This is a genomic window from Pseudomonas palleroniana, assembly GCF_022836895.1.
Classification (GTDB): Bacteria; Pseudomonadota; Gammaproteobacteria; order Pseudomonadales; family Pseudomonadaceae; genus Aquipseudomonas; species Aquipseudomonas palleroniana.
On the sequence record NZ_CP092411.1, the window covers coordinates 2,481,563 to 2,501,620 of the forward strand.

The window sequence follows — 20,058 nt, forward strand, 5'->3', positions numbered from 1 at the left end:
CAGCCCGCTCCCACAGGTTCAGTTAAAAGTGATACTTGACCAGCAGGCTCGCCGTGTCCTGGTTGGTCTTGAATGCGCCGCTGTCTTCAACCCCGTACTTGTTCTTCCAGTAGTCGTATTCGATACCGACATACAGCTGTTTTTCACCCCAGTGCAGCGCCTTGCCCAAGTCATATTTGATCTGTGGGTTGAAGTGCAGGTTGGCGTGGTAGGTGCCACGGGAGGTCTTGTCGTTATCCACCACCCAATCCATGAAACCATCGATCAGCACATTCGAGTCGCCAACCGGGATGGTGTACGACCAGACCGGTGTGATCTGCCAGATGTTGTCGCCCGGGCGATTGCCTTCGGTCTGGCGCTGGTAGAAGTTCAACTGGAAGTAGTCGAAACCCGGGATGTTCAGGTCAAAGCCCGGGCCGAACAGGTATGACTCGTTATCGCCTTCGCCGAACTCATACGTGAAAGCCAGCAATACATCTTTGATCGGGCCGAAAGACAGGTCCTTGTCGAAGATCTTGCCGAATGACAGCCGTGGGCTGAACTCGCCGTAATAAGTGTCCGGGCCGACGTTGCCGTCTTCCTTGCCGTTGTAAAAGATGCGGTCGACGAACAGGAAGTTATCGCCGTACTTCCAGGCATCGGCATGTTCGAACGTGACAGTTTGCTGGATCTGCGGGTTGATGGTGAAGTTCTTGCCCCACAGGTAGGTCAGGCTGTTGTTCTGCCACTGCAACAAATCGCCGGCTACGGCTTGGCCGCCGGCCAGCAGGGAACCTGCCAGCATCAGGCCTTTCAACATAGGTTTCATTCGGTGCTCCCGAGTCAAAGTTTTAGGTTTTTTGTTCTACGCAGGCGCTCTGGTGTGGCGCCTTTGGTTCGCTGCAAAAATCGTCTGTTTGGTCAGCTTTAATGCTTTTAGCAAGAGCTGCGCCAAGCTGTTTAAAAAACCAATAAAACGCCTTCGGCTGCAGTTGATGCAGTCGAGTCCAGTGGTTTTCAGTGCACGTTGGCCGCAGACATTAGGCCCGGATAAGTTGGCCTTGCAGTCAGCTTTTACATTCGCTGTTTTTTTTTGAGTCGATTCGAGCGGGCGCGGAGAATACTGGCTCTCTGGCCTTGGCTCAAGTGCGCCGTAACAGAGCGCGTGGGGCGAGAATGGGGCGCGGCTTGTGGCCGGCCCCAGGTGAATGGCGTGCATGGGAGGTTCCCTGTTCGTTATTGTTTTTATTGTTAACGAAGGAATCAGTGGGTAGGGGCGACAGCGGGTCGTTCGGCCCCCCCGAGGATGTTGAACAGTATGTTCAGCGACAATGCGCTGAGAGTGGCCATGGCAATCCCACTGTGGGTAATCGGGCTCATCCACAGCGGCAGCTGGGCGAAGAACTCCGGGCGCACCACCGGGATCAGGCCCATGCCGATGCTCACCGCCACCAGCAGTTGGTTGCGACGATCGGCGATGTCGGTTTCCTGCAGGATCTTGATGCCGGTCGCCGCCACCATCCCGAACATCGCAATCGCTGCACCGCCCAACACTGCCGGTGGAATCGATGCCACCAGAAAGGCCGCTTTGGGCAGCAGGCTCAGCACCAGCAGAAAGACCCCGGCCATGATCGTCACCGAGCGGCAGCGCACGCCGGTCATCTGTACCAGGCCGATGTTCTGGGCGAAGGAGGAATGCGTGAAGGTGTTGAAGAAGCCGGCGAAGAATGATGCGCCGGCATCACACAGCAAACCACGGCGCAGCATTTTTGGCGTGACTTCCTGGCCGGTGATCTTGCCCAGGGCGAGGAACATCCCGGTGGACTCTACGAAGATGATCACCACCACCAGGCACATCGACAGGATCGGCGCCAATTCGAACTTGGGCATGCCGAAATGCAGCGGCGTCACCACTTGCACCCACGGTGCCAGCGCCAGGCCGCTGAGGTCGACCATGCCGAGCATGCCGCACAAGCCATAGCCGAGCGCCATGCCGATCAGCACTGAGATGTTCACCCAGAAACCGCGCATGAAGCGGTTGATCAGCAGGATAGTGGCCAGTACCAGCGCGGCAATCGCCAGGTAAATCGGCGAGCCGAACGTGGCGGCGGCGCTGCCGCCACCGGCCCAGTTCACGGCCACCGGAAACAACGACAGGCCGATGGCGGTAATGACCGTACCGGTCACCAGCGGCGGGAAAAAGCGCACCACCTTGGACATGAACGGTGCGATCAGCATGCCGAAGAACCCAGCGGCAATGGTTGCACCGAAGATCCCTTGCAAGCCGATCCCGGGCATGCCGGCCATGGCGACCATGCTGCCGACTGCCGCGAAACTGGCGCCCATCATCACCGGCATACGAATGCCCACCGGGCCGATGCCGAACGACTGCACCAGGGTGGCGATACCAGCCACCAGCAGGTCGGCGTTGATCAGGAAGGCGATTTCTTCACGGCTGAGGCCTGCGGCCTGGCCAATGATCAGCGGCACGGCGACGGCGCCGCCGTACATGAGCAAGACGTGTTGCAGGCCGACCAGCAGCAGTTGCAAGAGGGGCAGGCGCACCATCGCGGGCGCGGCAGGGGGCTGCGTTTCTAACTGGGACATGCAACACCTCGAATCTTTTTATTGTTGTGTTGTTTGGAGCGCAATCTGTAGGAGGGGGCTTGCCCCCGATGGCGGTGGTTCAGTCACTGATGTTTTGAATGACACACTGCTATCGGGGGCAAGCCCCTGCCACATTGGAACTGTGTGAACCAATCAGTTGGTGCGGGCCCCCTGGTTGATCCAGGTGCCAATCAGATCCCGCTCCTGCTGGGTCATCTGGGTGATGTTGCCCAGCGGCATGATCTGGCTCGCCACGGCCTGCGCTTGAATGCGCGCCGCCTGCTGCTGGATCTGCGCCGGGGTGTCGAACATCACGCCGGCCGGGGCCGTGCTGAACAGGGGGCTGGTGGGCTTGGCCGAATGGCACACGGCGCAGCGTTCCTGGATCACCCCGTGCACCTTGTCGAAATCAATCGTGGCCTGGGCGGGTGCAGCCGCCGGTTCAGCTGCGGGTGCCGTCGGCGCAGCAGGTTTCAGGCCGCCACCCAACGCTGTTTCCGGCAACGGCTGGTACTCGATGGCGGCGGGGGCCTTGGCTACGTCCGGGGTGGTGGCCAGCGGTTTCGGGCCGGTCACGTAGGCCAGGCAAATCATCGCCAGCGCACCGACCGGTAAGGTCCACGCGTACTTCTGGCTGTTGTGCCGGGTGTTGAAGTAGTGCCGTACCAACACCGCCGCCACTGCGATACCGGCCAGGATCAGCCAGTTGTATTGGCTGCCGTAGGTGCTCGGGAAGTGGTTGCTGATCATGATGAACAGCACCGGCAAGGTGAAGTAGTTGTTGTGTCGCGAACGCAGCAGCCCCTTGGCCGGCAAGGCCGGGTCAGGCGTGCGGTTTTGCGCGATGGCCGCCACCAATGCGCGCTGGGCGGGCATGATGATGCGGAACACGTTACCGACCATGATGGTGCCGATCACGGCGCCCACGTGCAGGTAGGCGCCGCGGCCGCTGAACACCTTGCTGAAACCGTACGCGGCGGCAATCAACAGCACGAACAGGATCAAGCCGAGCAGGGCAGGGCGCTTGCCCAGGGCCGAGTCGCAGAGGAAGGAGTAGACGAACCAGCCGACGAACAGCGAGCCGATGCCCAGCAGTACGCCTTCCGGGCCGCTGAGGCTGCTGCCGGGGGCGAGCAGGTACAAGGTCGGGTTGGAATAGAACACCACGCACAGCAGCGCAATGCCCGACATCCAGGTGAAATAGGCTTCCCATTTGAACCAGTGCAGGTTGTCCGGCATGGTCGGTGGGGCCAGTTTGTATTTTTCCAGGTGGTAGATACCGCCTCCGTGGATCGCCCACAAGTCACCGGCCAGGCCGTCCTTGGGGTTGACGCGGTTGAGGTTGTTTTCCAGCCAGACGAAATAGAAGGATGCGCCGATCCAGGCGACGCCGGTGATCATGTGAACCCAGCGCACGCTCAGGTTCAGCCATTCCAACAGATGTGCTTCCACAGTCTTTACCTCTCGCCTGTCACCCTTGTTGTCGGGTGATCAGACCTTCTCTTATTGGTGGGGGGCGAGGATCAAACGCTCATCCTCTTTGAAAAAATGCTCATCGCAGTTATTGCCTGTGCCACTGCGATCAACCACCAGGAAGTCATCCCGCTTTTCGATCGTCAGCACCGGGTGGTGCCAGACGCCGCGATGGTAATTGATGCCCTGCCTGCCGTTGGTGACGAAGGCGCGGACCAAGCCTGATACAGGTGCATCGCCAAGTGGCGCGACCACGATCAGAAAGGGGTTGCCGAGCAGCGGAATGAAAGCCTGGCTGCCCAGCGGGTGTCTCTCCAGCATGCACACGGTCAGCGGCATCGGCAGCGCGTCGGCGCGGAAGATGCTGATGATCGCGTTGTCTTCTGGCGTGGCGGTTTCTACCGTCGCCAGCTTGTGAAAGCGCATGGTCGACCCGTTGTTGATCATGAAGTGATCGCTGCCATCGGTTTCGATAACGTCTCCGAAAGGGGCAAAGGCTTCTTTGGTCAGGGGTTCGATCATCAGTGTGCGCATGGCTGTCTTCTTAATCTTGTCTATTGATCGCTCCCACGCTCTGCGTGGGAACGTTGCCCTGGACGCTCCGCGTCCGCTCAGGCGTTACTTGGCGACTTTGCCGAGGACACGCAGGCGACTCACACCGCCATCCGGGAACACGTTCAGGCGGATGTGGGTAATCGGCCCGAGTGCCTTGATCTGTTCGGCGAAGGTGTGTTCGGCATGCATTTCCAGCTTCTGCGCCGGCAGCAGTTCGCGCCAGAACAGCGACTGGGTTTCGATCTGGCTGTCGGTGCCGCCTTTCACGAATGCGCCCTGGATCGAGCAGGTGTCCGGGTAGTTGCCCTTGAAGTGCAGGGTGTCGACGATGATCTTCTCGATCTCGCCCGGATGGCCCAGGGCGACGATCACCCAGTCATTGCCCGGTGTACGACGACGCGCGGTTTCCCAGCCGTCGCCCATGTTGATGCCACGGCCCGGGTTCAGAATGTTGCTCATGCGGCCGAAGTGTTCATCGGAGCAGGCCAGGGCGCGACCGCCGTTCAGTGCGGCAGCCAGGTCGACCTGTTCGTTGTCACCCACCGACGACCAGTCGCGGAACGGCACACCGTACACACGCAGACGGGCCACGCCGCCGTCCGGGTAGATGTTGAAGCGCAGGTGGCTGAACGCCTGGTCGTTGTTGATTTCATGGTAGTGGTGGCTGTTGCCTTGCAGCTCGACGGCTGACAGCACTTCCACCCACTGGGTGTTTTCGTCAGGGTCGCCCGAGGCCAGGAAGCAAGCTTCCAGGGACGCCGACGGCGGGTAGTTGCCGGTGAAGAATGAAGTGTCGATGTCCACGCCCTTGATCGAGCCCGGTACGCCCAGGCGGATCACGGCACTGTCGTAGCCTTCGAAGCGCTTGCGGCGTGATTCCCAGCCGTCCATCCACTTGCCGTTGTCATCGAAAACGCCCTCCTTCCACACGGCCGGGGTCGGCTGGAACAGGCGGTTGGCGTCGGCGAACCAGTCATCGGTCACCGAGAGGATCTTGGTGCCCAGGCGGGCATCGGCCAGGTTGACGAACTTTTCGAAAGGTACGGGTTGCGCTTTCATTCTTCTTGTCTGCCTTGGATTGAGTGGCTGGGGATGGTCGTTTAGAGGGTCAGTAATCGGAACAACGCGATCTTGTTGATCTCGGCCAGGGCGCATTTGAACTCGGTGTCCACCGGGTTGTGAATGCGCGTTTCGAACGCGGCCAGGATCTGGTGCCGGTTGCTGCCTTTTACCGCCATGATGAAGGGAAACTTGAACTTGGCCTTATAGGCTTCGTTCAGCTCGGTGAAGCGAGAAAACTCTTCGGCCGTGCACTGGTGAATCCCCGCGCCGGCCTGTTCATCAGTGCTGGCTGCGGTCAGTTGGCCCTGGACGGCGGCTTTGCCGGCCAGGTCCGGGTGAGCGTTGATCAGGGCCAGCTGGCTGGCGTGATCGGCGCTCAACAGGATATCGCTCATACGTTGGTGCAGGGTCTCGATCTGGTCGATCGACGCATCCTGGCCCAGGTCGAAGGCCTTTTCGGCCACCCATGGCGAATGTTCGTAGATGTCGGCGAAGGCGTTGACGAATTCGTCGCGGCCCAGGGTCGAGGGTTTCAGGCTCTGGAATGCAGTCATTTCGCCGCTCCCGCATAGGGATGGGTCGCTTGCCAGTGACGCGCAATGTCCACCCGGCGAGTGAACCAGACGTGCTCGTGACCCTTGACGTATTCAATGAACCGCTTCAACGAAGCCAGGCGCGCAGGACGGCCGATCAGGCGGCAATGCAGGCCGATCGAAAGCATCTTCGGGGCCTCGGCGCCTTCGGCGTAAAGCACGTCGAACGCATCTTTGAGGTACTCGAAAAAGTCATCGCCCTTGTTGAACCCCTGCACCTGGGTAAAGCGCATGTCGTTGGTGTCCAGGGTGTAGGGGATCACCAGGTGTGGCTTGCCGGTGGGGTTGTTGGGTTCCCAGTAGGGCAGGTCATCGTCGTAGGTGTCGCTGTCGTAGAGGAAACCGCCTTCCTCCATCACCAGACGCCGCGTGTTGGGGCCGGTGCGCCCGGTGTACCAGCCCAGTGGGCGCTCGCCGGTCAATTCGGTAAGGATGCGGATAGCTTCGAGCATGTGCTCGCGTTCCTGGGCCTCATCCATGTACTGGTAGTCGATCCAGCGATAGCCATGGCTGCAGATCTCATGGCCGGCGTCGACCATGGCGCGGATCACATCCGGATGGCGTTGGGCGGCCATGGCTACGGCGAAGATGGTCAGCGGAATATCGAATGCCTTGAACAGCTTGAGAATGCGCCACACACCGGCCCGGCTGCCGTATTCGTACAGCGACTCCATGCTCATGTTGCGTGCGCCCTGCAGCGGCTGGGCCGAGACCATTTCCGAGAGGAAGGCTTCGGACTCTTTGTCACCATGCAAGATATTGCGCTCACCACCTTCTTCGTAGTTGAGTACGAAAGACAGCGCAATGCGCGCCTTGCCCGGCCAATGGGGGTGAGGAGGGTTACTGCCGTAACCGATCAGGTCGCGTGGGTAGTCAGCGCTCACTGCAGTCTTCCTTCTTGTTCGTCGTGTTGGCGATGAGTGATTGTATACAACTTATCAGCCACTTTGTAAGCCCGCATTTCTGCATTTTTTCTGCGGGACGCTGTGTGAATGGTGTAGCAAGAAACTTGCCTGGTTGGTCAGCTAATGGACAAAAGGTCGTTTAAAAGCAAGGATTACGTATGAATCGCCTGTTTGAGTACCAGGCGCGGACTGATGCAAAGGTTTGTGATTTTTATTGTGTACAATTTTTTTAAAAAGTGTCTTAATCAGCCATCGCCGGCTTTTTCGCTGCCCTGAAAAAGTGCGGCTCACTCTTTAACTGACCACGGGAGGCGCGCCGACGCCATGGGACGTTTGACTACACACGTTTTGGATGCCGCACACGGCTGCCCCGGCAGCGCGATCAAGATAGAGCTGTATCGCGTCGAAGGCGCGCAGCTTGAACGCGTCGCCACCGCACACACCAACAGCGATGGCCGCTGCGATGCGCCCCTGCTGCAAGGCGATGCCTACCGCAGCGGCGTGTACCAACTGCAATTCAGCGCCGGTGACTACTACCGCGCCCGTGGCGTGCAACTGCCGGAGCCGGCTTTCCTGGATGTGGTGGTGTTGCGCTTCGGGATCAACGCCGAACAGGAGCATTACCATGTGCCGCTACTGATTTCGCCTTACAGCTACTCCACCTATCGCGGTAGCTAGCGTCACCTCGCTTCACACCCCCAAAGCTCTTCGTTGGTTTTCGCCCGCCCACACTGCGGGCTTTTTTATGGGGCATGGGATCAATTATCTAGCGCCCTTGGGCCGACGGCGTTGCCTAGGCTGGGTGCTTTCCTCATTGAGAAGAAAGCACCATGGGTCCGCTCCTCGACACCGATGATTCAGCAGTGGCCGCCGAAGCCGCACTCCAGGGCATCCGCGATCAATTGCGCTGGCGAATCAACACCCATCCACACCACAGCCGCCTGATCAATCAGATCGCCCTTGCCGACCTGCGGTGCAGCGAATCGACCCAAGCGCTGGTTCATCTGCTCGGTCGTTCACCCAAAGTGCTGAATGTGTTGCGAACCGAGCTGCGCAAAGCGTTCGAGATGGACCCGGACAGCCTGATTTTTACCGAACCGAAGCCACCCCGGGCAGCGCAAAAGGTCGATACCTTGACTGATCGGGCCTTGTTCTCGCTGGTGCAGCCGTCGGTGGCGGTCAACGTCAACGCGTTTACCGCGTTGAGCATCAAGGGCCGCCCGCGCCGGCGCTTGCCCTACACCCCATTGCAAGCCTTGCAACGACTGTGTGCGATGGGGCTGCTCGAGGTCTTGGCCGGCGCGCAAAAAGCCTACTGGGACACGCTGGTGCAGGGTTCCTGGCTGACGCGGCGGGAACGTTGGGCTGCGTTGCACACACAGCTCTTCGCCGATCGCGCCTTCATCGCGCGCCAACTCGACGAGTTATCGAGCGCGGGAATGCTGATGGTCCAGGCGGTCATCGACGCCCCGAGCGCCGAAGCCCGGCAGCGTGCCGGCGGTAGCTGGGCCAGTGTGCAAGTGGGTCGGTTGCTGTGGCCCGGCTCACCTGCGCTGGCGATTCCCGGTGCCTTGCATCTATACCGTGAAGGCGAGCCCGTTGATGCGCCCCATGTCCTCTACCTGCCGGGTGGAGGGCGCAATTTTCATGAATACCCCAGCTTCGACGTCCTTCAATGCGGCTTGCTGGAGTTGGGCCGCGAGCGCTTTCACGAACTGTGGCAGTGTTTACCCCTGGATCAGCGCAATGGCGCCTGCCCGCCGGCGGACTTGTCCCCGACAACCCGCTTCGTGCGTGGCCACGCAGTGACCGGCGACGCCCTGGCGCAAGGGGCCGAGGCGTTATTGAGTGGGCAATGGGCCAATGAGTTGGCCTGTGCGATGCAGGTCAATCTCGCGCAGGTGTTTTCAACCGCTCGGCCTCGGCCTCAACCGCTGCAGGCCAGGGCTCTTCTTGCATATGTGGAAGGCGCACGCCAACAACAGGTCGGCGGCGCTCGGCTGGGTCTGCTGCGTGATCAATTACTGCGTTGGGACCGCCAACGCCGGCAGGCAGAGATTGTGTTTGCCAGCACGGCGTCCACGCTGGCGATGCTGACGGTGGAGCGGCAGGTCAAACGCTACGAAAAGGGTTTGGTCACGCTGTTGGCCACGGATGATCCCAGTGCACAGACGCCAGCCTATCAGGCGTTGCGGTCACTGATGAGCCAGCGAGATGTTCATGCGCAAGCGTTGAAAGCCTTGATGCAGGATGCGCCGCAACGTGCACTCGACCTGGTTTTTTGGGCCGAGCGGCCCGGCGGGGCAGGTACGCCCAGACGTGTTTCGTTGTTCCTGAATGCTCAAGCCGAGGCGCTGCGCTCTGAGGTTGAGCTGCAGCACCGGCTCCAGTTGCTGGGTAGCGCGCATCGGGCGCTGATGATTGAAGTCATAGACCAGCCTCTGGCCTCCCGACGTCCGGGCAGTCAGACCCGAGTGATGTCCATCGCCATCGGCAACGAACCCGATGCCTATTACCCCCTGCACAACGTCTGGGTCATCACGACCGCCGCCGCCGTGAGGGTCCCGACCCGCCAGCGACCTGTGGTGGTGTACGCGTTCGGTGCAGCCGGTGGCCTGCTTGCATTTTCCGGGCTGGATGCCTTGACTCAGAGCCTCAAGGTGAGTTTGAGCAGCCGTGACGATTCGGTGCTATGGGGTTGCGTGGAGCACGATAAGCGCCGCGACCTGCGCGCCCACGCTGCGCGTGAAACCCTGAACGTGCGTTACCTCGACATCCCCGGCAAGCCTGCCCTCACCGGCCTCAAGAAACTGCTTGGGACCTACGACCGTTTGCACAGCAGCACTGAGGACATCGCGCGTATTTTCAGTGAAGTGACGGATGCCGGGTTGAGCCGCTCGCTGTTGATGTTCGAGCTGCAAGGCCAATTGATGGTCCCGGCGAACAGCGCGCTGAACCAGGCGCATACCCATGTTGAACTGATGCGCAAGGTCGCGTCTGAGTCGAAGAAAATACCGGCCTGGTTGGCCGCTGCATCCCGTGCCCAGCGCAAGCATTTCAGGCGCTTGTGGCGTTTGCAGTTGAGCAGCGCCTTCGCCTTCGCCCGTCACCTGCAAGACTGCCTGCCTGACCTCGGCTCGTTTGCCCGCCGTGCGCTGACGGACCGCCTGCGCCAGGATGGCATGCCGGCGCAGCTGGATATCGAGCAACCGTTGATTGATCTGCCCGATGATGTGCAGGACAGCTTTTGCGGGTGGGAAAGCCGCTGCTCAGTCGGGGACCGCAAACCCATATTGACCGCTACCCTTGAGCGCACGACGTTCAGCCTGCTGCAATTGGCGCTGCATAACCTGGACCCGTTGGCGCCCTGGACACACTGGCGATTCAACCGCGCCCGCTATCTGCAACCCCAGTGGCAAGAACGCCTGAACGCCGCCTACCTGATCCCCATGGTGGCTTCACTGGATATCGGTGGCGAGTACGACAGGTTGATCCAATCAGTGTTTTATCCGCCTGCCGGTGCTGCCCCCACAGCGACTGAGGGGCGTATTCCCGCGTTATTGAATCGCACGTTGCAAGCGGGTGCTGCACAGCATCCCTACTCGGCGGCTCAGCAGGGACTGACGGCGAGTGCGCAGGCGTTGTTGCGCAGCGCCTTGGCGACGCGAACGCTCCAGCCCGCGCTGCAATTGCATGTGGTGCACCTGGTAGGGCACACCATGCAGCATGATCGCTACATCGCAGGGCTGGTGGTGGTGCAAGACCTGCTCACTGATCAGTGTGTGGTCTATTGGCCCGAAGCTCCGCAAGGGTGGGTACTCACTGAGTACGGCAGCCTGGAACAGGCCCGAGCGCAGTTGAATCGAGTCGGCGCACTGCCTGGCAACGTCAGGCTGCTGGCGCGGCAGGTCGCACCCGGCTGGGCGTTTGAGGCGCTCACTCATCATCCGGCTCGGGCCGCTACGCCTGCTGGGGTGTTCGATATCCCCTATCCCTTGCCGGGCGTTTCCATGGTCAAGGGGATCCTGCAGGGGATCGAGTTCATTCGCTCATTCAACATCAAGCACCTGGAGCCCACGGCGCAACTGAGTGAGATAGAAAGCATCATCCATGAACAGATCGCCAGTGATCCGCAGGACTGGCTGGCGATTGTCGCCACCTCCCACAGCGATGCCCAGGCCTTGCTGTATCAAGCCAACGTGCTCGAACTGCAGCGCCAGGCTCAGGCATCCAGCCGTTCCGGCCAAGAGCTGGAACAGTACCGAGCGCAGCGGCTGGGTGAGCAGGGCCAGACTCGCATTCGCCGGATCGTCGCGTTTCTCTCGCAGTTTTTCTTTCCCTTGTTCGGCGTGCTCAATGATGTGTATGAGCTGCTGCTTGCGGCGCGCCACTACCATCGCTTTGGCGATGCGCACGATGCTGTCGATGTGGGCTTCATGAGCAGTTTTTTGATCGTCGACCTGCTAGTGAATGTCATGCCCGGCCCGAAGCCGGCAGGGCAGGGCACATCGCGTGTCGCTCGCCCCATCGCAAGAGCTGCGTTGGGGCGTATTCATCGCCTGCGCATGTCCGCGCAGGGTGGCTCAACCCGGCTTGCGCCGCCCCCCGTGATGCAGCTCAAAGCCTTGGAACATTTCAAAATCAAGGGCGTGCCCAAAGGGGCCGTGGCGTTGAAGGGGCCGGATCGGTTCGGCATCCATGTGAAGGACGGCGCGTCATTTGTGGCTGACGACACGCACCATTATCCGGTCTACCGACGCGGCAACGAGCCGGCGTTTCGCTTGAAGAACCCCCGGGTCGCCGGCCAGAATGAATTGATCTTGAACAGTCCTCGACAGAGCGAGCGGTTACTCGGCGCAGACGCCCCCCAACCGGTGGCCGGGACGAGTTCAGGCGTGCTCAACCCCTGGCGTGCGCCCGCGTCAGCACCGCCTGACTGGTGGCCACCGGTTTTACGCACCGCGACGGAGGACGCCATCCTGCAGTCATCCAACCCGGCGACCCATTGGCTGGATTGGCGCATGCAGATTCCGGTTACCGAGCAATTGAGTTCCCCGGCGCCCGGGGTGTTTCATGTACCTCTGGCCAGCCCAGGCATTTCCTACAACGCCCTGCGAGTGGCGCCCGCGAATACCAGCCTGGTGGATCCTTTGAGCGGTTATTACCGGCTGCTTCCCCAGGGCGATCAGGCACCGTTGAACCGCATCGTGTTTATTACAAGGGATGAACCGCTGGTGTCCTTGGCCAGTGCCGACATCGAGCGTTGGACCCGCACGGCGCCGAGTGAGCAGCCTCTTCCGGCCTCACGCACTTCAGCCCAGGGGTGGCAGCTTCATCTGCCGCTGTTCGATAAGCCGCTGACGCAGTACGTGGGGGAGGCGTTTCCCACCCTGACCCGTAAAAGCCAAGACTTCACGGTTGCAAGAATGATTGAGTTGTCAGGCCCACGGCGCCCTGCAACGGCCACTCACCTGCTCAATATCCGTGCGACCTTGGACAAGTGGTTGCCTGCTGCCCCTGCAAGGCCCGGTCAGACGGATGATTTGCTGAGAATGTTGCGGCCCACCGAAAGGCGCGGGGTGTCTCTGTTTGTCGGTTACAACGACAAGACCCCGGGCTTTACTCGTATCGATTTTCGCGTGACTGGGTTAGACCCCGCATTACGGCCCGCCCGCAGTAAGCTGGCACTCGAACGAAACAATGCGCAGCTTCCGGCGGTCCGGCGCGTGCTGCAACAGCAGGGTTTCGATGTAGAGGAGATGAGCGTCAGGCATGGCAGAAAGCCCACGAGTGAATTGGTCGCCACCCATCCTCTTTCAAACAAGCTGTACTACATCGCCATTCATTGGGTTGAGCGAGCGTCCATCATATTGCGTGGCGGGCTGACGGATGATTGGTTCAATAAAGCCATCAACCGTCATCCGAGCTCGATGATATTCGCGCGAGTCAAGCGTGCTCTGGAAGAGGGGCGCCTGGTGCGGATCGTGGCGGGCATTCAATGGCCTGTTTCAGGCAAGATCCCACCCAGCGTTTATTTCGTCAAAGTGGCCCCGTCGCCTTGACCAACGACACCATCCCGGCGCCGCCGAACAGCCCGGCGCTGACGCGGTTGAACCAGCTCTGGCCTTTGCCGCTGCGCAAGTAACGCGCAGCGCCATGGGCACTGAGCCCGTAGGCCAGTTTGCACAGCAGGTCGAGCAGGGTCCAGGTGGCGATCATGATCAGCAGTTGCGGCAGGAACGGCTGCTGGCTGCTGAGAAATTGCGGCAGGAAGGCGGCGAAGAACAGGATGTCCTTGGGGTTGCTGGCGCCGAGCACAAACGCTCGGCCAAACAGCGCACGAAAGCGCGGCGTCGCTACCGCCTGCGGCACCACGGCCGCCTGGCTTGGCTGGCGAGATTGCTGCCAGCTCTGCCAGGCGAGGTAGAACAGGTAGGCCGCGCCGAGGATCTTCAAAGCGCTGAACAACTGCTCCGATGCCAGCAACAGGGCGCCCAGGCCCAGGGCCGAGGCACTTAACAGGCAGATCGAGGCAAACACCCCACCGAGAAACGCTGGATACGAACGGCGCAGGCCGTAGTTGAGACTGTTGCTGATCATCAACAATGACAGTGGCCCCGGGATCAGGATCACCACCAACGCTGCGCCGCTGAACAGTAGCCAGGTTTCCAGGTTCATCAGTCACTCCCTTTTTATAGAAATATGAATTTGGCGATAAAGATCGCGCACAGCACCCACAGGCTCACGGAAATTTCGCGGTACTTGCCGGTGCCTGCCTTGAGCGCCACATAGGTGATGAAGCCCAGGGCGATACCGTCGGCGACCGAAAAAGTCAGGGGCATCATGATCGCGGTGACAATCGCTGGGATGCTGTCGGTGGCTTCATCCCAATGGATATGCGCCATGCTCGCCATCATCAACATTGCCACGTAGATCAGCGCCCCGGCCGTGGCGTAGGCCGGAATCATCCCGGCCAGCGGCGCAAAAAACATCGCCGCCACAAACAGCACGCCTACGGTCACGGCCGTCAACCCCGTGCGGCCGCCGGCGGCGACACCGGCAGCGCTTTCCACGTAGCTCGTCACTGGCGGCACGCCGACCATGGCACCGAACACGCTGGAAGCACTGTCGGCTTTCAGCGCGCGGGACAGGTTATCGATCTTGCCGTCGGCATTGACCAGCCCGGCGCGCTGCGCGACGCCCATCAGTGTACCTGCGGTGTCGAACATGTGTACAAAAAGAAAAGCGAATACCACGCTGATCATGCTGACATTGAATACACCCTTCACATCCATGGCCATCCAGGTCGGTGCCAGGCTCGGCGGCGTGGAGAGAATGCCGTTGTAGTGCACCAGGCCCAGGCCCCAACCGGCGAGGGTCACGGCGATGATGCTGATCAGGATCGCACCGAACACGCGGTGGTAGCTGAGGATGGCAATCAACAGGAAACACACGGCCGCCAGCAGCGGTGCCGGTTCGTGCAGCGAGCCGAGCTTGATCAGCGTGGCGGGGCTGTCGACGATGATGCCGGCGGTTTTCAAGCCAATCACCCCGAGGAACAGGCCCACGCCCGCGCCCATGGCATGGCGCAGGCTGACCGGGATGCTGTTGAGCAGCCATTCGCGCACGCGGGACAATGTCAGGCCCATGAACAGCACGCCGGAAATAAACACGGCACCCAACGCGGTTTCCCAGTGGTAGCCCATGGTGCCGACCACGGTGTAGGTGAAAAACGCATTCAAGCCCATGCCCGGCGCCAGGCCCACGGGCCAGTTGGCGTACAGGCCCATCAACAGGCAGCCCAACGCGGCGGCGATGCAGGTGGCGACGAATGCCGCGCCGTGATCGATACCGGCGTCGGCCATGATGTTGGGGTTGACGAAGATGATGTACGCCATGGTGATGAAGGTGGTGAGGCCGGCGATCAGTTCGGTCTTCACTGTGGTGCCATGCAAGCTGAGTTTGAACAGGCGTTCCAGCCAACTGTTGCCAGGCGGGGCGATTTCCAGCGTAGGGGCTTCGGATTTGCGGCTATCCACAGCGAGTACTCCTCAAGAGTTTTATTGTTATTTCCCGCGCCGGTCACGAATGTGGGCAACAGCGCTTTGAGGTACTGGCGGGTTTTGTTGACCAATAGGTCAGGAACTCGCACGCAGAGGATTATGCTTTTGTATACAAATAAAGCAAATAATGTTTTCGATCAGCTGCGCAAAAGATGATGAAAGGCTAATTCGCCGCACTCAGCGCCTGATTCACCGCCAGCCATCCCGTCACGGCGTCTTCCCCGGCTTCGTTGAAGGCGCGCTGCAACAACTTCACTTGCTCGCGGCGCAATGACTGCTCGAAACGCTGGCCTTCTTCGGTCAGTTCCAACAGGCGTTTGCGCTTGTCGGTCTCGGACGCAACGCTGTTGACCAGGTGCATTTCCTGCAATTGGCGCAGGGGCATGTTCAGCGCCTGTTTGCTCACGCCGAGCAATTCCAGCAGTTGCTTCACGCTGATTGCCGGGTAGCGCGCGATAAAAAACACGATGCGCTGATGCACACGGCTCAGGCCACGGCGTCCGAGCATCTCGTCGGCCTTGGCCGTAAAGGCCTGGTAGCCGAAGAAGAACGCTTCCATGGCCGCTTGCTGGGCGGTGGGGTTTTTAAGGTCAAGCATATTGACGTATCCGTGCAAGTCGTCGTAATTTCGGTCAACCAGTTTGACGTATTTCCCACAGGCTTCGCTAGCGGTGACCTTATGGCCTTCTCTGAACGTGTTACGCGCCTCAAAAGCTCCTTGATCCGTGAAATCCTCGCGGCGGCCCAGCGCCCGGAGGTGATGTCCTTCGCCGGTGGCCTGCCTGCCGAAGCGATGTTGCCCGCGTTGAATTGGGACGATATGCCGCTGAACATGGGCCAATACGGCATGAGCGAAGGCGAGCCTGCGCTGCGCGAATTGCTGGCGGCCGAGGCCCGTGCGTTGGGCGTGGCGTGCCAGGCCAGCCAGGTACTGGTGGTCAGCGGGTCCCAGCAAACCCTGGACCTGGCGGCCAAGTTGTATATCGACAAGGGCACGCCGATTATGCTGGAAGGTCCGACCTACCTGGCCGCGCTGCAGATCTTCCAACTGTTCGGCGCCGACTGCCTCACCGTGCCACTGGAAGCCGACGGCCCCAACCTGGCGCAATTGCGCGCCAGCCTTGAACGCCATCAACCGGCGTTCATCTACCTGATTCCGACCTTTCAAAACCCGTCGGCCGTGCGTTACAGCGAGGCCAAGCGCGAAGCCGTAGCCGCCTTGCTCGATGAGTTCGGCGTGACCCTGATCGAAGACGAGCCCTACCGCGAACTGACCTTTGATGGCGGCAGCGCACAGCCCATCGTCGGGCGCCTGAAAAAAGCCAGCTGGATCTACACCGGCACGGTTTCCAAGACATTGTTGCCCGGCCTGCGCGTGGGTTATCTGATCGCCAGCCCGGATTTGTTCCCGCATCTGCTCAAGCTCAAGCAGTCAGCGGACCTGCATACCAATCGCGTCGGCCAGTGGCAGGCGATGCAATGGATCGGCACTGAAAAATACCAGCAGCACCTGGTGCAATTGCGCAGTTTTTACCGTGAGCGCCGCGACGCATTCCAGGCCGCGTTGGTGCGTCATTTCAACGAACTGGCCGACTGGCAAGTGCCCCAGGGCGGATTATTCTTCTGGCTGACCTTGAAACAACCCCTCGATACCCGCACCTTGTTGGCGCAAGCATTGGCGCAGGGCGTCGCGTTCATGCCCGGTGAACCGTTCTTTTCCGAGCCGGATCAGCATCCGGGCTCGTTGCGACTCAATTTCAGCCATATTGACCCGGCCCGCCTGGACGAAGGTCTCAAGCGCCTGGCCGCGGTGGTCCGTCAAGCACAGCACGCGCAAGCGGCATAAGGGGAGCCCCATGTACAAGGTTTATGGCGATTACAAGTCGGGCAACTGCTACAAGATCAAGTTGATGCTCAATCTGCTGGGCATTGCGTACCAATGGGTCGATGTCGATATCCTCAACGGCGACACCCAGACCGCCGAGTTCCTGGCCAAGAACCCGAATGGCAAGATTCCGGTATTGGAACTGGAAGACGGCACCTGCCTGTGGGAATCCAATGCGATCCTCAACTTCCTGGCCGATGGCAGCGAGTTTTTGCCCTCCGAACCGCGCCTGCGCACCCAGGTGCTGCAATGGCAGTTCTTCGAGCAGTACAGCCATGAGCCGTACATTGCCGTGGCGCGGTTTATCCAGTTTTACCTGGGCCTGCCGCAAGAGCGCCTGGAGGAATACCAGAAGCTGCACAAGGGCGGCTACAAGGCGCTCAGAGTCATGGAGCGTCAACTGCAACTCACGCCGTATCTGGTGGGAGAGCAGTTCTCGATTGCCGACGTAGCCTTGTATGCCTACACCCATGTGGCCCATGAAGGTGGTTTTGACCTGGGCGCTTATCCGGGGGTGCAGGCCTGGTTGGCTCGCGTTGCCAGCCATCCCAGGCATGTGCCGATGCTGGGCTGAGGTGCGCGATTGCGGCGTGCGGGCAGTGACTCACCAGCATCGCTTTGCCGGGCGTGGCGCTAGGGAGCGAGTTGTTCGCCCAGCAGGTCAAAACAGCGTTGCGCAGCCGGGCTCAAGCCCAGGCCGCTACGTCTGATCAAGCCGATCTCCCGGCTCACCCCGGGATGATCGATACGGATACGGCTCAGGCCTTCCAGGCTGTCCGCCGCCGACTCCGGCAGTACGCTGATCCCCAGCCCTTGGCGTACCAGTGCCAGCACTGTCGACATGTAGTTGGCTTCCATGCCGGCATTCATCGTCAAACGTGTTTGATCGAATAGCTCATCCACTTGCTCGCGCACGCTGCTGTCTCGGCCGGTCAGGATGATCGGCTGGTCCGCCAGTTGCTCCAGGGTCAGTTGGCGATGGCGGGTGAGGGGATGATCCACCGGCACGAAGGCACACAGGCGGTCATTGAGCACCGGTACGAAGTCCAGGCCATGGCTGAGCCTTGCGCGTACGCCAATCCCGAAATCCACTTCACCTGCACGCACCTGCGCATGAATGCGATGGGCCACCAAGTCGTGCAGGCGTACCTCGATCCCGGCAAAACGTTCACGAAACAGCCGCAACGCCGGCGGCAGGGCACCGGCACACACCGAAGGCAGGGCGGCGATGGTGACCACGCCTCGGCGCAGGGCCGCCAGATCGCGCGAGCCGGTGACGATGTTGTCCAGGTCCAGCAGCAGTTTTTCCATGGGGCCGCGCGCGTCCCGGCCGGCGGCGGTGATGCTGACGTGGCGCGGGCTGCGGTCGAGCAGGGCGACGCCGAGCCAGTCCTCCAGTTGTTGCACCTGCACGGTCAGGGCCGAAGGTGACAGGTGCAGCTCGTTGGCCGCCTTGGTGAAACTGCCGGTGCGGGCCACGGCAAGGAAAGCCTGGATGTGTTGGATTGAATTCTTCATTGGGATTGCTTCATTTTGTTTTTCCGAACGCTGGTCGGTGAATATTCCAATTTACAAAGACTAACCCGCTTCCAATACTCCAGGGAAAACAATAACCGGCCAACCAGGCCGCTCTGGAGTCCCCCATGCTCGCAACCCTGGGTGTCATTACTATCCTGTGCCTGCTCGCTGCCGTCATGAGCAAACGCCTCTCACCGCTGGTGGCCCTGATCGCCTTGCCGATCATCGCCGCGCTGCTCGGCGGGTTCGGCCTGCAAACCAGCGCCTTCATCATCACCGGTATCAAGAACGTCGCCCCGGTGGTGGGCATGTTTGTCTTTGCCATCCTGTTTTTCGGGATCATGACCGATGCCGGCATGCTCGACCCCATCATTGATCGCATCCTGCGTACGGTAGGGACGCGTCCTACGCGAATTGTTGTAGGCACCGCGACCCTGGCGCTGCTCGTGCACCTGGATGGCTCCGGCGCGGTGACCTTTCTGGTCACGGTGCCGGCGATGCTGCCGCTGTATACGCGGCTGGGCATCGACAAGCGCATCCTGGCCTGTGTATGTGCCATGGCGGCCGGGGTCAACTTCCTGCCGTGGACCGGGCCGGTACTGCGCTCGTCAGCCGCGCTGCATGTGCCGGTGGCGGATCTGTTCCAGCCGCTGATTCCGGTGCAGGTCGTCGGCCTGGTATTTGTCTTCGCGTGTGCCTGGTGGCTGGGCCGGCGTGAGGAAAAACGCCTGGGCCTGGGCGCCGGCTCGACGGTGGATGCGGTGCCGCAGCGGGTGCTCAGTGACGCGGATATCCAGCTGCGCCGCCCTCGGCTGTTCTGGGCCAACCTGATTCTCACCGTGCTGGTGATGGTGGTGATGATTGCCGGCTGGGTCGACCCGGTGGTGATGTTCATGCTCGGCACCGTGGTGGCGCTGTGCATCAACTACCCGAACGTGGACGCCCAGCGTGCGCGCATCGACGCCCACGCCAAGACCGCGCTGACCATGGCCAGCATCCTGCTCGCCGCCGGCGTGTTCACCGGCATCATGCAGGGCACCGGCATGCTCAAGGCGATGGCCGAGGTGGCGGTGGCGCAGATTCCTGCGGGCCACGGCAAGCTGATCCCGGCGGTGGTGGGTTTTATCTCCATGCCGTTGAGTCTGCTGTTTGACCCCGATTCCTACTATTTCGGCGTAATGCCGGTGATCGCCGAAGTCGGCAAGGCACTGGGTGTCGACCCACTGCAAGTGGCCCAGGCTTCGTTGCTGGGGGTACACACCACCGGCTTCCCGGTCAGCCCGCTGACCCCGGCGACCTTCCTGCTGGTGGGCTTGTGCAAGATAGAACTGGCCGATCACCAGCGCTTTACCATCCCTTTTCTGTTTGCCGCGTCGGTGTTGATGACCCTGACCGCGTTGCTCCTGGGAGTGATTTGA

The 20,058-nt window shown here is 60.8% G+C and carries 16 protein-coding genes; 5 read left to right on the forward strand and 11 right to left on the reverse strand.

Features of this window, described 5'->3' with window-relative positions; genetic code table 11:
* Positions 1-22: 22 nt before the first annotated feature.
* From MJP36_RS11375 to puuE, 7 genes are all read right to left on the reverse strand, one after another.
* Entirely contained in the window at positions 23-808 is a 786-nt protein-coding gene (locus tag MJP36_RS11375; RefSeq protein ID WP_090369585.1) for an outer membrane protein OmpK, read from the reverse strand.
* A 434-nt stretch (positions 809-1,242) separates the two neighbouring features.
* Positions 1,243-2,586: a nucleobase:cation symporter-2 family protein gene (locus MJP36_RS11380; protein ID WP_060755976.1), complete on the reverse strand. Its 1,344-nt coding sequence runs from the start codon at positions 2,584-2,586 to the stop codon at positions 1,243-1,245.
* A gap of 153 nt (positions 2,587-2,739) precedes the next feature.
* The gene (locus MJP36_RS11385) at positions 2,740-4,038 is read right to left on the reverse strand and encodes a urate hydroxylase PuuD (protein WP_244385376.1); all 1,299 of its coding nucleotides are present in this window, start codon (positions 4,036-4,038) and stop codon (positions 2,740-2,742) included.
* Positions 4,039-4,089: 51 nt separating this feature from the next.
* Positions 4,090-4,593: an ureidoglycolate lyase gene (locus MJP36_RS11390; RefSeq protein ID WP_090369593.1), complete on the reverse strand. Its 504-nt coding sequence runs from the start codon at positions 4,591-4,593 to the stop codon at positions 4,090-4,092.
* Between the two features lie 84 nt (positions 4,594-4,677).
* Positions 4,678-5,673 (reverse strand): allantoicase, encoded by a 996-nt coding sequence (gene alc / locus MJP36_RS11395; protein ID WP_090369595.1) that lies wholly within the window; start codon positions 5,671-5,673, stop codon positions 4,678-4,680.
* 41 nt (positions 5,674-5,714) lie between these two features.
* Positions 5,715-6,230 carry a 2-oxo-4-hydroxy-4-carboxy-5-ureidoimidazoline decarboxylase gene (uraD, locus tag MJP36_RS11400; RefSeq protein ID WP_060755972.1) on the reverse strand — a complete coding sequence of 172 codons (516 nt, stop codon included), beginning with the start codon at positions 6,228-6,230 and terminating at the stop codon, positions 5,715-5,717.
* Positions 6,227-7,153, reverse strand: coding sequence for an allantoinase PuuE (gene puuE / locus MJP36_RS11405; RefSeq protein ID WP_060755971.1), 927 nt, complete (start codon positions 7,151-7,153; stop codon positions 6,227-6,229). Before puuE ends, uraD begins: the two co-directional genes overlap by 4 nt.
* A 345-nt stretch (positions 7,154-7,498) precedes the next feature.
* On the opposite strand from puuE, the gene uraH reads away from it, so the two are divergent.
* Positions 7,499-7,852, forward strand: coding sequence for a hydroxyisourate hydrolase (uraH, locus tag MJP36_RS11410; RefSeq protein WP_060755970.1), 354 nt, complete (start codon positions 7,499-7,501; stop codon positions 7,850-7,852).
* 152 nt (positions 7,853-8,004) lie between these two features.
* Complete coding sequence (locus MJP36_RS11415) at positions 8,005-13,236, forward strand: dermonecrotic toxin domain-containing protein (RefSeq protein WP_244385377.1); 5,232 nt, start codon at positions 8,005-8,007, stop codon at positions 13,234-13,236.
* Here the strand turns inward: MJP36_RS11415 and MJP36_RS11420 are convergent.
* The 3 genes from MJP36_RS11420 to MJP36_RS11430 all read right to left on the reverse strand — a co-directional run bounded on the left by MJP36_RS11420 (position 13,214) and on the right by MJP36_RS11430 (position 15,835).
* The gene (locus tag MJP36_RS11420) at positions 13,214-13,852 is read right to left on the reverse strand and encodes a LysE family translocator (protein WP_205343439.1); all 639 of its coding nucleotides are present in this window, start codon (positions 13,850-13,852) and stop codon (positions 13,214-13,216) included. The two genes, MJP36_RS11415 and MJP36_RS11420, sit on opposite strands and share 23 nt — an antisense overlap.
* Before the next feature lie 14 nt (positions 13,853-13,866).
* A complete protein-coding gene (locus MJP36_RS11425; protein ID WP_060755967.1) occupies positions 13,867-15,213 on the reverse strand; it encodes an NCS2 family permease in 1,347 nt (448 codons plus the stop codon).
* 187 nt (positions 15,214-15,400) lie between these two features.
* On the reverse strand, positions 15,401-15,835 hold the full coding sequence (locus MJP36_RS11430) for a MarR family winged helix-turn-helix transcriptional regulator (RefSeq protein ID WP_104994389.1): 435 nt from the start codon (positions 15,833-15,835) through the stop codon (positions 15,401-15,403).
* Between the two features lie 81 nt (positions 15,836-15,916).
* On the opposite strand from MJP36_RS11430, the gene MJP36_RS11435 reads away from it, so the two are divergent.
* Both MJP36_RS11435 and MJP36_RS11440 read left to right on the forward strand, forming a co-directional pair.
* Complete coding sequence (locus tag MJP36_RS11435) at positions 15,917-17,083, forward strand: aminotransferase-like domain-containing protein (RefSeq protein WP_104994388.1); 1,167 nt, start codon at positions 15,917-15,919, stop codon at positions 17,081-17,083.
* A gap of 10 nt (positions 17,084-17,093) precedes the next feature.
* Entirely contained in the window at positions 17,094-17,696 is a 603-nt protein-coding gene (locus MJP36_RS11440; RefSeq protein ID WP_090369609.1) for a glutathione S-transferase family protein, read from the forward strand.
* 59 nt (positions 17,697-17,755) lie between these two features.
* On the opposite strand, the gene MJP36_RS11445 is transcribed toward MJP36_RS11440, so the two are convergent.
* Entirely contained in the window at positions 17,756-18,640 is an 885-nt protein-coding gene (locus MJP36_RS11445; protein WP_244385378.1) for a LysR family transcriptional regulator, read from the reverse strand.
* 125 nt (positions 18,641-18,765) lie between these two features.
* On the opposite strand from MJP36_RS11445, the gene MJP36_RS11450 reads away from it, so the two are divergent.
* Positions 18,766-20,058, forward strand: coding sequence for a CitMHS family transporter (locus tag MJP36_RS11450; RefSeq protein WP_060755962.1), 1,293 nt, complete (start codon positions 18,766-18,768; stop codon positions 20,056-20,058).

Excerpts from the sequence above, each read along its gene's own strand:
- MJP36_RS11375 (WP_090369585.1), bottom strand. The coding sequence starts at position 808 with ATGAAACCTATGTTGAAAGGCCTGATGCTGGCAGGTTCCCTGCTGGCC.
- MJP36_RS11380 (WP_060755976.1), bottom strand. The coding sequence starts at position 2,586 with ATGTCCCAGTTAGAAACGCAGCCCCCTGCCGCGCCCGCGATGGTGCGC.
- MJP36_RS11390 (WP_090369593.1), bottom strand. The coding sequence starts at position 4,593 with ATGCGCACACTGATGATCGAACCCCTGACCAAAGAAGCCTTTGCCCCT.
- alc (WP_090369595.1), bottom strand. The coding sequence starts at position 5,673 with ATGAAAGCGCAACCCGTACCTTTCGAAAAGTTCGTCAACCTGGCCGAT.
- uraD (WP_060755972.1), bottom strand. The coding sequence starts at position 6,230 with ATGACTGCATTCCAGAGCCTGAAACCCTCGACCCTGGGCCGCGACGAA.
- uraH (WP_060755970.1), top strand. The coding sequence starts at position 7,499 with ATGGGACGTTTGACTACACACGTTTTGGATGCCGCACACGGCTGCCCC.
- MJP36_RS11415 (WP_244385377.1), top strand. The coding sequence starts at position 8,005 with ATGGGTCCGCTCCTCGACACCGATGATTCAGCAGTGGCCGCCGAAGCC.
- MJP36_RS11420 (WP_205343439.1), bottom strand. The coding sequence starts at position 13,852 with ATGAACCTGGAAACCTGGCTACTGTTCAGCGGCGCAGCGTTGGTGGTG.
- MJP36_RS11430 (WP_104994389.1), bottom strand. The coding sequence starts at position 15,835 with ATGCTTGACCTTAAAAACCCCACCGCCCAGCAAGCGGCCATGGAAGCG.
- MJP36_RS11435 (WP_104994388.1), top strand. The coding sequence starts at position 15,917 with ATGGCCTTCTCTGAACGTGTTACGCGCCTCAAAAGCTCCTTGATCCGT.
- MJP36_RS11440 (WP_090369609.1), top strand. The coding sequence starts at position 17,094 with ATGTACAAGGTTTATGGCGATTACAAGTCGGGCAACTGCTACAAGATC.
- MJP36_RS11445 (WP_244385378.1), bottom strand. The coding sequence starts at position 18,640 with ATGAAGAATTCAATCCAACACATCCAGGCTTTCCTTGCCGTGGCCCGC.
- MJP36_RS11450 (WP_060755962.1), top strand. The coding sequence starts at position 18,766 with ATGCTCGCAACCCTGGGTGTCATTACTATCCTGTGCCTGCTCGCTGCC.